Here is an 11,065-nt window from a genome sequence, read left to right as displayed (position 1 = left end):
CAGGCCCGTCCGATCCACGTGATCGGGCGGGCCTTTCGTCTGTGCGGGCTCGGGTTGCTCAGGCCGGTTCGCTCTCGTTCGTCGAGCCGCCGGAACGCCTGCTCTCCTTCTCGGCGACGAGCAGATACGCCATCATGATGCGTTTGAGCTCGGCGACGGCGTCCTCGTGGCTCTGGCCGTCCTGCACGGAGAAGTTGAGCATCGAGTAGACGATGTGCACCAACACCTGAGCCATGAGGTTGCGGCGATGCCGAGGCGTGCGCGGAGTGAGCGGTCCGAGCATGCGCGAGACCTGCTCGGCGAACTCCCGCTCGTGAATCACCCCGGTTGCGCGCGTCGACGGTGTCGATTGCATGGCGAGCCACACTTCGCGTCGCGACGGATCGGTCATCCACATGCCGGCCATGTGGTCGACGAAGTTGTTCAGGAACCGCACCCAGTCCAGGGACGGGACTTCGCCGTCGAACTCGGCGAGTTCCTGTTGGACCCCCACGAGGTCCTGGCGGTTGAGCTCGCAGACGATGACGTACTTGTTGGCGAAGAACTGGTACAGCGTGCCGATCGGGAGTTCGGCGCGCGACGCGACTTCCTCGCAGGTGAACGACTCGAATCCCACATCGCTGAGCAACTCGCGTGAGGCCTGCAGCAGTGCGTCGAACTTCCGTTGGCTGCGTTCCTGGGTGGGTCGTCGTCGAGGCATCAGTTCCTGTGTCTGTGCCGTCGACTCGAGCGCGGCGTCGAGACGGCGCGAGGACTGGGCACGAGCAGAGGATTCCACCCGGTCAGGCTATCCGGCGCGGGTGCTCGTTATCCACAACGGTCCGGTAGGTCACTCCCACCGGTTTCGGTTCTGGGGCGGACACGCGTGTTTCAGCTGGAGGTATCGAAGAAACCTGGGGTCGACGACAACTGCTGGTTCCTCATACTGTGACAAACTCCAAGACCGATTCGGACCAATTTAACCGTCAACAGGTATGGTTCAGGTAACAGAATCAAATTCCGTGCAGGGTGATCGTCGTTCGGATCCGCTGGATGACGTTCATGGTCGGGCGCCTCCACCCTGAGCACAGGGAGACTGCCATGGCAACTATTGGTATAGCGATCGAATCTGGCTCGATGCAGACAATTCTTGTCGAGCCGACCTCCGGCGAGATACTCGCCGATCGGACTACCCCGCTCGATCCCGATGCGGCTTCGGTTCTGACGACAGCGATCGAGACGATGCTCGCCGAGGCGGCAGAGCTCGACGCAAGCGTGGACGCAGTGGGTGTGGTGTACCGAACCGAGGGCGAGCGCGCCGAGTTCGCAGCCGCTCTCGGCGACGATTCCGCAGTCCTGTCCTCCGCATCCGAATCGTTCCTCGGCTGGCTCGCCACGTCGAAGGACTTCGCCGACGCGAAGACCGTCCTGCTGTACTACATGGGCGACGCGGGCGTCTCCATCTCGCTCGCCGATGCCGCAGATGCCTCGATCACCCCGGTGAAGACTGCGACGCTGGACTCGATGTCGCCCGAGCGCATCGGCAGCACCATCCCACTGGCGTGGGAAGTTGTGGATCAGTCCGGCAAGAAGCCCGAGTTCGTGGCCCTCTTCGGTGATTCTTCGAGTAATCGAGACCTGGTCGACATCCTGTCGCTCGGACTCGGTGTCCCCGTGGTGCGCGTCGGTGACGCGGATCAGGTCGCAGCCCGCGGAGCTGCGCTGCTGGCATATCAGGACGAGCCGGCTGTGGTTGCCGCTGCGCAGGAGGCGACCGAGAACTCGGAGCCGGTCGCGGCCGCCGATGCCGAGGTCGTAGCAGCCGATGAGTCCGACCAGGCCGACGCCGAGATTGCCGACTCCGGGCCCGCCCCTGCGGTGGTGAACGACAGGGTGGCAGCGCCGCTTCCTTCACCCGCAGTGCTGTCGGTTGTCGGCTCGAAGCCGGCCCGGTCGGGAGGCTCCGGGCGCAAGCTCGTGTTCGCCGCAGTGCTGCTGGCCGGTGTGCTCTCCGCTGGTGTCGCGGTCGCTGCGACGTTGCCGGGTGAATCCGAGACGAACGCCGAGCAGGTAGTCGATCGACGCGATGCCGGTGCGGATCTGGCGGGGGCAACCAGGCAGGTGGATCCGACGACGTCCGATCCGGGTGCGGTCGTGGTTGCGCCGGTGCCGGCGATTGCGCCGCCGCCCGAGACGATTCCCCCGGCTGCGGACCCATCGACAGTTGTCGAGCCTGCACCGACATCTCAGACGTGGGCGACGCAGGATCCGCCACGTCAGGCTGTGGCGGCCCCGCAGCCGGGACCTCTGCCGTCGCCGACCGAGGTGGCCCCTCCGCAGTTCACCGTTCCTGTTCCCGTTCCGGAGCCGGGCAAGTCGCCCGAACAGCTCGAGCAGGAAGCGTGGGATCGGCACTGGCAGCAGACCGGTGAGTGGATTCATCAGGAGTTCTCCGGCCGCTGACGCTGAATCGTTCCTGTGGCGAGTGATGACAGACTGGCTACGGCCCGTCTGTCATTTTCTCGTTTGGAGGATTCATGCCCGCCGATGCGCGCCCCGTCGACGTTCGATCTGCGATCGCATCGCAGATGCCCCGAGCGAAATCCGAGTTGGCAGAGTTGGTCCGCTTCACCTCGGTGCACGATCCACGGCAGTTTCCGGTCGAGGAATGCACCGGTGCGGCGCAGTGGGTGCAGCGGGCCTTCGTCGACGCTGGCATTCCGGACGTGCAGCTGATCGAGACGATCGACGGCTCACTGGCCGTCGTCGGTTCACGGCCGGCTCGGGCAGGAGCACCGACCGTTCTGCTGTACTCGCACTACGACGTTCAACCTCCGGGTGACGAAAAACTTTGGGACAGTCAGCCTTTCGAGCTGACCGAGCGGGACGGTCGTTGGTACGGACGAGGTTCGGCGGACTGCAAGGGCAACGTGATCATGCATCTGCTGGCGCTACGGGCGCTGGGGGAGTCGCTCGAGGTCGGCGTGCGGATCGTCTGCGAGGGTTCGGAAGAGATGGGCACCGGCGGGTTGGAAGCGCTCGTGGAACAGCGCCCCGAACTGTTCTCGGCAGACATGGTGGTCATCGCCGATACCGGCAACGCACAGGTGGGCTTGCCGACGGTCACCACCACGCTCCGCGGTATCGCCAACGTGGTGGTGCATGTGGAAACCCTTGCCGGAGAGGTGCACTCGGGCATGTACGGCGGGCCAGCACCCGATGCGCTCGCCGCACTGGTGCAGGTGCTCTCGACGTTGCGCAACGAGCACGGCGACACCGTGGTCGACGGACTCGACGGAACGCAGACCTGGGACGGGGTCGAGTACGACGCCGAGCAGTTCCGTGCCGATGCCGGCGTGCTCGATGGCGTCGGGCTGGCGGGTTCGGGTTCGGTGGCCGAGGCGGTGTGGGCGCGGCCCGCTCTGACGATCCTGGGGATCGACTGCCCGCCGGTCGTGGGGTCGGCTGCGGCGATCTCGCCTCGTGCGTCGGCACGGCTCAATTTGTGGGTGCCGCCCGGGATGGATCCGCAGCGGGCTCAGGGTGCGTTGGTGGCTCATCTGGAGGCGCGTACGCCCTGGAATGCGCGGGTCACCGTCGAGCGTGAGGCCATCGGGTCGCCGTTTCGGGCCGGAACCGATGGGCCGGGTTACGCGGCGCTGTTCGAAGCGTTGGAGAAGGCCTTCGGGTATCCCATGGGGACGGCAGGCCAGGGCGGGTCGATTCCGCTGTGCAACGCATTGGCTCAGGTGCTGCCGGACGCCGAGATCGTGCTGATGGGCGTCGAGGAGCCTCGGTGCCGGATCCACGCTCCCAACGAGAGCGTGGACCCGACGGAAATCGAGAAGATGGCCGTCGCCGAGGCGTTGTTCCTGCAGCGGCTCGCAGGGTCAGACAGCTAGATCGCGGCGGAGCTTGGCGACGTGGCCGGTGGCGCGGACGTTGTACTGCGCCACCTCGATCTTGCCTTCCTCGTCGACGAGGAACGTGGAGCGAATGACGCCCTCGTAGACCTTGCCGTAGTTCTTCTTCTCCCCGAACGCGCCCCACGCCTGCAGGGTCGTCTTCTCCTCGTCGGAGAGCAGCGGGAACGTCAGCTCTTCCTTGTCGCGGAACTTGGCGAGCTTGGCCGGCTTGTCGGGGGAGATGCCGATGACCTCGAGGCCTTCGCCGTTGAGCTCGGCGAGGCTGTCGCGGAAATCGCAGGCCTGCTTGGTGCAGCCCGGGGTGCTCGCGGCGGGGTAGAAGTACACGATCACCTTCTTGCCTGCGTAGTCGGCGAGGGAGACGTCGTTGCCGTCGGCATCGGGCAGGGTGAACGCCGGAGCGGTGTCGCCCGGCTCGAGCTTGCTGTATTCGGTCACCGCACGAGAGTATCGAAATATCGCCGTGCTCTAGGCTCGACTGCGACCGAGACTATTTGCAACAAGCTGGAGGACACGTGGCCAAGGACACCGACCGAATCGAGCGCGAGATCGAGGCCGCTCGCAATCAGCTCGCCAGCACCCTGGACGAGCTGAGCGTCCGTGCCAGCCCCAAGAACATCGTCGCCAACACCAAGCAGTCCGTGGTGGCCAAGCTCAACGAGCCGGCAGTGAAGTTCACCCTCCTCGGAGTGGGCGCAGTGGTGGCAGTTCTCGTGGTTCGCAGGATCTTCAACTGACCCGACAGGTGCTCCGACCAGCCGATTTCACATCTGGCGGCATCTGCTGTTAATGTTTCTCCCGCACCGCAGAGAACACGCGGTGCGGATCGGCGCCATTAGCTCAGTTGGTTAGAGCAGCTGACTCTTAATCAGCGGGTCCGGGGTTCGAATCCCTGATGGCGCACAACGAATGCCCTTGCCAGTGGAAACGCTGGCAGGGGCATTTTTTGTGGTGCATCACCGACCAAGACGTGGGTGTCGCAAATCCGCGAATACAGAATGCGGACCCGCACTTCGGACCGCATACTGGCTCGCGACATGAGACTGCCTTTCGTCACCCTCGCCCTGTCCGTTCTTGTCGGGTGCCTCGTTCTCTCGGCCGCACCCGCCTCGGCCGCACCCGCCTCGGCGGCTCCAGACGGTGCCGATCTCTACAGTGAGCCCGTCGTCGGCCTGGAGGCATACGCACCCGGGTCCATCCTGCGCCGAGAATCCGTGCCACAGCTCGACGTTCTGGGATCGCACACCGAGCGCATTCTGTACCGGTCGGCCGATCCCCGCGATCGTGCGGTGGCCGTGTCGGGGCTGCTGGTCACGCCGACGCGTGCGTGGTCCGGTCCCGGGCCCCGGCCCGTGATCGCCTATGCGCCAGGCAGTTACGGGGTTGCCGATCGTTGCTCGGGCTCCTCGGAGCTGGGGCTGACAACCACGATGCCGGCACTGCTGCCACTACTGGCGCAGGGGTACCAGGTGGTCACGACGGACTATCAAGGGCTGGGAACCCCCGGCGAGTACGAGTTTCTGGGTCGGATCGCCAGTGCCCGCGCCGTGCTGGACTCGGCACGGGCTGCGGCAGGGGAGACCGACGCGCCTGTTGTGCTCTACGGATACTCGGCGGGCGGCGTCGCGTCGGCCGCGGCCGCGGAGCTCGCGTCCATTTACGCGCCCGATGTGTCCGTGGTCGGTGCTTTCGTCGGTGCCGCACCGACCGATCCTGTGCTGCGCGTCGAGGGCCAGGACGGCTCCGAGTCCGCCGCGACGATGCTGTACACGATCGGCGGCCTGATCGGCGCTCACCCCGACCGGGCCGAACAGATTCGGGCTCTGTTCAACGATCGAGGACGGGCAGCCATCGATGCGGCGCAGGATTTCTGCACGGTCGACGCTCTCACCTACGGACCGTTGCGATCCGAGGACCTCACTGCGGACGGCTCTTCCCTGGGAACGCTCATGACCGGGCCCGTGCTGGGTCCGATGACGCAGGAGAACACCACCGGGTTCACCGCGCCCGTCGCACCCGTGATGATCGTGCACGGCGTCCACGACACCTCCGTCGAGATCGAGCAGAGCCGAATCCTGGTACAGCGTTGGCGCGCCGCAGGCGTCACGGACATCACCGTCCGAGAGTTCGACTTCGGAACCGATCTGGTACCCGCGTTCGACCATCCGGCCGCGAACGTCGCTGCCTACCCCGAGCTGATCGGGTGGATGGATCGACTCGTCACACGGGCGTAGCTCGACGATCGAGACGTCGTACGTGATGTAGATCACGCGTGTCCGATGTGTGGTTGCTCCGTTCCGATTCGACTCATCGATCGTGCCGGATCACTTCACCGGCCAGTCGCAGGGTTCTACTGCCTCAGAGAAAGGGACCGAGAATGACCGTCATCGGAAACGGGGCCGCCGTATGAGTGGACGCAGAAGTCTCTCCAGCCGACTCTTCGAGGGTCTGGGCCGCGTCACGTGGGGCTACGGCAAGCGGAAGCTCGACGAGCGTCGCGCACGCAAACGCGGACGCCGATAAGCCGAACGCTGGGTGTCCGATTTCGGCACCCTCGATCGGTACGGTGCACGTATGTATGGATTCGAGGTGGGCGACGGAGTCACACCGCTGAGTGGGCCCATGGCAGGTATGTACGGAACCGTGGTCTGGTTCTACGAGGACAAGCAGCGGTTGCTCGTTCGTTTCGGCGCATCACAGCAGATGTACTACGCGGCGGACGAGCTGAAACGATGGGGCGAGTAGCTGCCAACTCGACACCCATCGGAATAATTGAATCTTCACCGATGCTGTTGGAATCGACCATCCCGAATCGAAAGGTCCCACCATGCATCTGGGCGTAGACAGTTTCGTCTCTTCCGTGACCGACCCGACCGACGGTCGGGTGATCGCTCCCGAGGAGCGAATGGGTCACCTACTGGAAGAGATCGCCCTCGCAGATCAGGTCGGGCTCTACTCGTTCGGTATCGGCGAGCACCACCGCAGCGAGTACTACGACTCGGCTCCGTCGATCATTCTCGCTGCAGCAGCCGCGCGGACCGAGAACATTCGGCTCGGCAGCGCAGTCAAAGTGCTCAGCGCCGACGATCCGGTCCGGGTCTTCCAGGAGTTCGCCACCCTCGATCTGATCTCCAAGGGCCGGATCGATCTCGTCGTGGGACGCGGATCCTTCACCGAGTCGTTCCCGCTGTTCGGTCTCGACCTGGCCGATTACGACACGCTGTTCGCCGAGAAGCTCGACCTCCTGCTGCAGATCCGGGACAACGTCGAGGTGACCTGGTCCGGTCGGCACCGCCCGGCGCTGAACCGTCAGGGCATCTACCCACGTCCGCTGCAGGATCCGTTGCCGATCTGGGTCGGGGTCGGTGGGACTCCCGAGTCCTTCGCTCGCGCAGGGCTTCTGGGGCTCCCGCTGATGATCGCCATCATCGGCGGAGAACCACGACAGTTCGCCCCGCTCGTCGACCTCTATCGTCGCGCCGGAGCGCAGGCGGGCCATCCGCCGGAGCAGCTGAAGGTGGGCCTGCACGTGTTCGGCTTCGTTGCCGAGACCACGACGGCCGCAGCAGACACCATCTACCCCGGCTGGAACGAGATGTTCACCAAGATCTCTCGGGAGCGCGGATTCGCGCGGCCCAGTCGGCAGCAGTTCGATGCCACCGCCGGTCCCAACGGTGCGTTCTTCATGGGAGATCCGAAGACGGTGGCCGACAAGATTCAGCGAGTGAGCGAACAACTGGGCGGAGTGGATCGACTGTCGTTGCAGATGACCAATCCGCGGCTGGCACACAGCGACCTTCTGCGCGGCATCGAGCTACTCGGCACCGAAGTGGCGCCCCTGGTTGCCGGGGCGTAGCGGCCTCGACCCGAAATACCCGTCACACCGGTGGCCAAATGCCCTAGTGGCGCGTCGCCAGGGCAGCGATCGTGGGAGACGACGTAGAAACCGTCTTCGGCCAACGGAGGAACGATGGACCACACGATCGCGGCAACCACATTCGACGGACCGCTCGCGGTCGTTGTCGACGGCTCGCCCACGGACAAGGGGGTGGCCGAATGGGCGGCGCATTTCGCCCGGGCGGCATCGACGTCGGTGCACCTCGTCCACGGTGCACCGAAGGACGAGTGGAGTGCGGCCGTCGCCGCCGAGCTGAACACCACCGACTTCCCGACGCGGCTGCGGCAGGAGGGTGAAGGCGTACTCGCCCGCGCCGTCGACGTCGTGCACGGAGTCGATCCCCAGGTGACGGTGGAATCGGAGGTGTCCGAACTGCCGGCTGCACGTATGGCGAAGGCACTCTCCGCGGACGCGGGAATGCTCGTCGTGGGCGCGTGCGAGTCGGGGCCGTTGCGCGACATCGTCTTCGGGTACTCGACGACGGCAATCGTCAACGCCGCGACCTGCCCGGTGCTGGTGTGGCACGAGCGTCGCGACGACTCCGGAGCCGAGCCGGCCCCTGTCGCGGTTGGGGTCGATGGATCGGAGCCATCGAAGCGCGCACTGTCGGCAGCGTTCGAGATGGCGAGCATCCTGGGTGCGGAACTGCTCGCCGTCCACGTGGGTGCCGTGCACGAAACCGATCAACTCGACTACGGCCCCTCGGTCGACTGGCAGCACCTTCGTGAGGCAGAACGAAAGTGGTTGCAGGCCAACGTCGACACCTACCGGGACAGGTATCCGACGGTGCCGGTTCGGGCGGTGTCCGTCGGTGCCTCGGCGGCACACGAACTTCGGTCGATCTCCGCGACGTCCCAGGTGTTGGTAGTGGGAAGCCGCGGACGAAATCGTTTCACCGCAGCGATATTGGGATCAGTGAGCCAGAACTTGGTGCATCACTCGGAATGCCCGGTTCTGGTGGTGCACTGACAACTCCGCCTAGTTCGAGACCCATTCCATTTCGTCGACGCCTGCGACAGGCGTCAGCAGGGAACGGACCTCACCGGCGTACATGGTGCGTTTGATCTCGCCCAGTACCTCACCGCGGGTGCCGGCCAACGCGGCTGCGCGGGCGATGGCGTCGTCGCGCACACGCTCCTGCGTCGAGACGGCGTCGACCAGACCGAGCGCCATGGCGTCGCCACCGCCGTAGCGGCGTCCGGTGGTGAGCGCCTCGTGAAAGGCGTGCGGGGCCAACCTCGCTCGCACCATGTCGACGGTTCCGGGGCTGTAGGTCGCCCCGATGTTGACGCCGGGGAAGCACAGGAAGCCGCGATCGGAACGCATGATGCGGTGGTCGTGTGCCATCACGAAGAACGCGGCACCGCCGTAGGTGTGACCCTGCATGGCGGCGACGGTCTGCATCGGGAACGTCAGGAAGCGCACCAGCATCTCCTGCACGGTGCCGATGAACCGATTGATCTGATCGAGGTTGTCGGCACCCCACGACAGATCAACGCCGGTGGAGAAGAACTTGCCGGTTGCCGTCGTGACCAGGGCAGCCGGGCCGGAGGAGGACTCCACCTCGTCGAGCAGTGCATTGATCTCGGCAACCCAGTCGGGGCTCATGCGATTTTCGCTGTCTTCGACGCCCCGAGTTCCGAGGTTCAGCACGAACACGTCCGCAACGCGATCCAGGTATGGCATATCCCGAACGTACCCAGTTTTTCTTGTTCTAGCTCACAACGCGAACCACGTGGCGATTTTCAGGACGAGGAGGTGGCCGACCGACGACGAATCAACTCGCGATGACCGTAGGTGGCACCGAGAATGTCCTCGCGATCTGCCACCGACGACCCGACTGCACCGGCCACCGTGCCCAGCGACGCAGCGAGCCACGCGAGGGAAAAATAGTCGCCCAGAGTCGCGGTACGACCGATCTGCATTGCCAGGAATTCCGGTGAGATCACGACTGCCGCCGAGCCCAGCACCACCGCGAACAACAGCGCGTACATACAGAGAGCGCCGGTCAGAACGGTTCCCACGGTGGCTGCGTTGTACATCCATCGGTCGATCGTGGAACTTCGGAACGAACGCCTCTCCCACAGGCCGTTGGGAAAGATGACCCAGACGGTCATGGCGATCACTGCGGTGAGCCCGATCATGGCCAGTCGGCCGAGGCTCATCGACGCTGCCATCTGCCAGATGCTGGCATAGAACACGCCGAAGGCGGACGCCGCGCTCGCGGCAGCGAGTGCGCCCGACAACGTCGGAACCAATCGCCACGGACGATTGCATCGAATCATCCCCGACACCAACCTGATTCGACCGAAGATGCTCGACGTCAGCAGCACCTCGTCGCCCTCCTCGGAATCACTGGAAGCCCAGCGAGACTCGAAGTACCTCCGCGGTGGTCGCGACGAATCGTCGGCTTCGATCAACTCGTGCAACACGGCCAGTGCAGCCGAGACAGCACGTCGTCGAACCGCCAGCGTTCCGAAGGAAGGCACGTACAGCGCGCCGGTCGTACCGTCACGAGTCTCGGCGATCACCGGACGCGACCCGAGACGGCGAGGAACCTCCGACACACACAACACGATGTCGTAGTCGGCGTCGGCCTTCACCGACGCGAGCCACTGTCCCAGCGGGGCCGCTCCGGTCGCGGTGGGCGGGAGCGGCACCGATGCTCGGGACACGCGGATCTCTCGCCGCTGCCCGTCGATCCTCGCGTGATCGGGCAACTTGGCGACGATGGCAGACGCCACCGTCGCCGCGAAGCCATCGTCGCTGACCACCCCCACCGAGAGCGGCGCGTCGTCTGCGTCGGTGGTGTCGTCGTTGCCGGTGGTGTCTCGGCTTACCGATTGCGGTCTATCCGAATGCATCCCGATCGCTTACCCGATGGAACTCGAAACACACACCCGATCCGCGACGTCGAGCGAGGTTTGTCGCCGTGCAGACCGGGTAGCGCTTCGACACGACCCAGTGAAAGGAAGTTCCGATGCCGGCGAAGAAGAGCGAAACCGAAGACCAACCACAGCTGAAGGACCAGGGCCTGTACGACAAGCTCCGCGAGGAAGGCAACTCGAAGGAGAAGGCCGCCCGCATCTCGAACGCCGCCGCGAAGAAGGGGCGAGATCAGATCGGTAGGAAGGGTGGAGAATCCGGATCCTACGAGGACTGGACGGTCGACGAATTGACCGAGCGAGCCAAGGAAATAGGTCTCGAAGGCTATTCCAAGCTGAACAAGGAAGAGCTGATCGACGCGCTACGCAAGCACTGA

12 protein-coding genes and 1 tRNA gene are annotated in these 11,065 nt (G+C 64.9%); 9 read left to right on the top strand and 4 right to left on the bottom strand.

Annotated elements, in window-relative coordinates; all coding sequences use genetic code 11:
- Positions 1-58: 58 nt before the first annotated feature.
- Positions 59-700, bottom strand: a complete 642-nt coding sequence (locus tag QM615_RS20640) for a TetR/AcrR family transcriptional regulator (RefSeq protein ID WP_149406378.1) — start codon at positions 698-700, stop codon at positions 59-61.
- A 416-nt stretch (positions 701-1,116) separates the two neighbouring features.
- On the opposite strand from QM615_RS20640, the gene QM615_RS20635 reads away from it, so the two are divergent.
- Both QM615_RS20635 and QM615_RS20630 read left to right on the top strand, forming a co-directional pair.
- Positions 1,117-2,442 carry a hypothetical protein gene (locus QM615_RS20635; RefSeq protein WP_283347874.1) on the top strand — a complete coding sequence of 442 codons (1,326 nt, stop codon included), beginning with the start codon at positions 1,117-1,119 and terminating at the stop codon, positions 2,440-2,442.
- A gap of 74 nt (positions 2,443-2,516) precedes the next feature.
- Positions 2,517-3,881 (top strand): dipeptidase, encoded by a 1,365-nt coding sequence (locus QM615_RS20630; RefSeq protein ID WP_283347873.1) that lies wholly within the window; start codon positions 2,517-2,519, stop codon positions 3,879-3,881.
- Here QM615_RS20630 and bcp read toward each other — a convergent pair.
- On the bottom strand, positions 3,870-4,343 hold the full coding sequence (bcp, locus tag QM615_RS20625; RefSeq protein ID WP_032370166.1) for a thioredoxin-dependent thiol peroxidase: 474 nt from the start codon (positions 4,341-4,343) through the stop codon (positions 3,870-3,872). The two genes, QM615_RS20630 and bcp, sit on opposite strands and share 12 nt — an antisense overlap.
- A gap of 77 nt (positions 4,344-4,420) precedes the next feature.
- Here bcp and QM615_RS20620 point away from each other — a divergent pair, with 77 nt between their 5' ends.
- The 6 genes from QM615_RS20620 to QM615_RS20595 all read left to right on the top strand — a co-directional run bounded on the left by QM615_RS20620 (position 4,421) and on the right by QM615_RS20595 (position 8,772).
- Complete coding sequence (locus tag QM615_RS20620) at positions 4,421-4,642, top strand: DUF3618 domain-containing protein (RefSeq protein WP_032375974.1); 222 nt, start codon at positions 4,421-4,423, stop codon at positions 4,640-4,642.
- Positions 4,643-4,734: 92 nt separating this feature from the next.
- Positions 4,735-4,808: transfer RNA gene (locus tag QM615_RS20615), tRNA-Lys, on the top strand.
- Between the two features lie 134 nt (positions 4,809-4,942).
- Positions 4,943-6,139 (top strand): lipase family protein, encoded by a 1,197-nt coding sequence (locus QM615_RS20610; RefSeq protein ID WP_283347872.1) that lies wholly within the window; start codon positions 4,943-4,945, stop codon positions 6,137-6,139.
- A gap of 340 nt (positions 6,140-6,479) precedes the next feature.
- Complete coding sequence (locus QM615_RS20605) at positions 6,480-6,650, top strand: KOW domain-containing RNA-binding protein (RefSeq protein ID WP_283347871.1); 171 nt, start codon at positions 6,480-6,482, stop codon at positions 6,648-6,650.
- 82 nt (positions 6,651-6,732) lie between these two features.
- Complete coding sequence (locus tag QM615_RS20600) at positions 6,733-7,761, top strand: LLM class flavin-dependent oxidoreductase (protein WP_283347870.1); 1,029 nt, start codon at positions 6,733-6,735, stop codon at positions 7,759-7,761.
- A 114-nt stretch (positions 7,762-7,875) separates the two neighbouring features.
- The gene (locus QM615_RS20595) at positions 7,876-8,772 is read left to right on the top strand and encodes a universal stress protein (RefSeq protein ID WP_283347869.1); all 897 of its coding nucleotides are present in this window, start codon (positions 7,876-7,878) and stop codon (positions 8,770-8,772) included.
- Positions 8,773-8,781: 9 nt separating this feature from the next.
- On the opposite strand, the gene QM615_RS20590 is transcribed toward QM615_RS20595, so the two are convergent.
- Positions 8,782-9,489 (bottom strand): enoyl-CoA hydratase/isomerase family protein, encoded by a 708-nt coding sequence (locus QM615_RS20590; protein WP_283347868.1) that lies wholly within the window; start codon positions 9,487-9,489, stop codon positions 8,782-8,784.
- Between the two features lie 59 nt (positions 9,490-9,548).
- Entirely contained in the window at positions 9,549-10,667 is a 1,119-nt protein-coding gene (locus QM615_RS20585; RefSeq protein WP_283347867.1) for a hypothetical protein, read from the bottom strand.
- Between the two features lie 116 nt (positions 10,668-10,783).
- Here QM615_RS20585 and QM615_RS20580 point away from each other — a divergent pair, with 116 nt between their 5' ends.
- A complete protein-coding gene (locus tag QM615_RS20580) occupies positions 10,784-11,065 on the top strand; it encodes a Rho termination factor N-terminal domain-containing protein (protein ID WP_283347866.1) in 282 nt (93 codons plus the stop codon).

The sequence above is a fragment of the Rhodococcus sp. IEGM 1341 genome, assembly GCF_030056895.1.
GTDB lineage: Bacteria > Actinomycetota > Actinomycetes > Mycobacteriales > Mycobacteriaceae > Rhodococcoides.
Note: the sequence above shows the minus strand (reverse complement) of the source record. Positions and strands in the feature narration are given on the sequence as shown.

Excerpts from the sequence above, each read along its gene's own strand:
- QM615_RS20640 (WP_149406378.1), bottom strand. The coding sequence starts at position 700 with ATGCCTCGACGACGACCCACCCAGGAACGCAGCCAACGGAAGTTCGAC.
- QM615_RS20635 (WP_283347874.1), top strand. The coding sequence starts at position 1,117 with ATGCAGACAATTCTTGTCGAGCCGACCTCCGGCGAGATACTCGCCGAT.
- QM615_RS20630 (WP_283347873.1), top strand. The coding sequence starts at position 2,517 with ATGCCCGCCGATGCGCGCCCCGTCGACGTTCGATCTGCGATCGCATCG.
- QM615_RS20610 (WP_283347872.1), top strand. The coding sequence starts at position 4,943 with ATGAGACTGCCTTTCGTCACCCTCGCCCTGTCCGTTCTTGTCGGGTGC.
- QM615_RS20605 (WP_283347871.1), top strand. The coding sequence starts at position 6,480 with ATGTATGGATTCGAGGTGGGCGACGGAGTCACACCGCTGAGTGGGCCC.
- QM615_RS20600 (WP_283347870.1), top strand. The coding sequence starts at position 6,733 with ATGCATCTGGGCGTAGACAGTTTCGTCTCTTCCGTGACCGACCCGACC.
- QM615_RS20595 (WP_283347869.1), top strand. The coding sequence starts at position 7,876 with ATGGACCACACGATCGCGGCAACCACATTCGACGGACCGCTCGCGGTC.
- QM615_RS20590 (WP_283347868.1), bottom strand. The coding sequence starts at position 9,489 with ATGCCATACCTGGATCGCGTTGCGGACGTGTTCGTGCTGAACCTCGGA.
- QM615_RS20585 (WP_283347867.1), bottom strand. The coding sequence starts at position 10,667 with ATGCATTCGGATAGACCGCAATCGGTAAGCCGAGACACCACCGGCAAC.
- QM615_RS20580 (WP_283347866.1), top strand. The coding sequence starts at position 10,784 with ATGCCGGCGAAGAAGAGCGAAACCGAAGACCAACCACAGCTGAAGGAC.